The organism is Moorena producens 3L, from assembly GCF_000211815.1.
In the GTDB taxonomy this organism is placed as follows: domain Bacteria; phylum Cyanobacteriota; class Cyanobacteriia; order Cyanobacteriales; family Coleofasciculaceae; genus Moorena; species Moorena producens.
In genome coordinates, this window is record NZ_GL890822.1 from 1 (window position 1) to 1421 (window position 1421).

General features: G+C 40.7%; 1 protein-coding gene. It reads left to right on the top strand.

Annotated features, from left to right (window positions below):
* Nucleotides 1–958 precede the first annotated feature (958 nt).
* A partial coding sequence (locus tag LYNGBM3L_RS01795; RefSeq protein WP_044492002.1) for an RNA polymerase sigma factor occupies nt 959–1421 on the top strand: 463 nt, incomplete at its 3' end.

The window sequence follows — 1421 nt, forward strand, 5'->3', positions numbered from 1 at the left end:
CATTTCCAACTTTATTGCGTAGTGCTATAGGAAGAATTCTCCCCATTTCCTGCTTCTGTTGACTCCCGACTTCCGACTGTATATAGGGTTTTTATTTGAGATGTAAACGTGTATGGTCTTTTTTGATTGGACAATAAAACTTTGAATCTCTTGGCCCTATTGCCTTTTGCCTCTTTTCTATTCGCTTTTTGAGCAATAATTTTGTTTACAACCTATATAAAAACCCTAGACATGAGTTTTTACATGAGTTTGCTCTACCGTACTTGTGGTGATAAGTAAAAGTTATTTAATGGTAAAACCCTTTCTCCACAAGGATTTCACCATGATGCCCTTAAAAATTATGTATTGTATTATACATTTTTTAACATAAACCCGATAGAGCCATGAGTTTTTACATGAGTTTTTACATGAGTTTTTACATGAGTTTTTACATGAGTTTTTTCTACCGTACTTGTGGTAAGAAGCAAAAGTTATTTCATGGTGAAACCTTTTTGGAGAAAGGCTATTACCATGAAATAATTCAAATTTATGTATTGTATTATACATTATTTTACCATAAACCCCATATAGCCATGAGTTTTTACATGAGTTTTTACATGAGTTTTTACATGAGTTTTTACATGAGTTTTATGAGATTAACAGACTATAAACTGATGTACCCTCAAATGGTGATCGGGTAATCGAGGTCAAAAATGTGGAGTACAAATCCTAAGCATTCAGCCGTCAGCCGTCAGCCATCAGCTAAAAGCTCACGCTACTTGAGGTGCCGTCAGCCGTGAGCTAAAAGCTCACGCTACTTGAGGTGCTTATTTTATTCAAAAGCGCCGATTGCGCTACGCGCACGGTACTGTTCGCCCAGGGTGGCCACAGACCCAAAGCTGATAGCTGATAGCTGAATGCTTACTACAAATCAGCCCTGGACTCCCGTGGAGAGCATACACCATTGTATTGATCAATTATGATCTCAGATATTCAATTAGAAGCCAGTTCTACTGCATTGGGCCAATCCCATCAGGTTTCAGAGAAAGAGTTTTGGCAGCAATGGCAGCAATATCAAGACTATCTCTATCATCGCTGTCTCAGGTGGATGGGTGGAAACCCTACCGATGCTGAAGATGCCCTGAGTCGGGCCATGCTCAAGGCATGGGAGAAGGTGCAAAAGTTTGGGCGGAAAATCGCTAATTTTAAGGCTTGGCTGACAAAGCTGACTCATAACCTCTGCGTCGATATTCATCGAGAACATAGTCGCAGCGCCAACCACGTTCAGAATATAGAAGGGATTCCAGAGGAAAAAGGACTGCTTTGCTGTAACGATACCCCAGACAGGGCTTTGGAAACAGACGAGAAAAAGATTGCGATCCGCCGTGCCATTGATAACTTACCTGCTCGGCTGCACCAGACCTTTATCCTGCACTTTTATC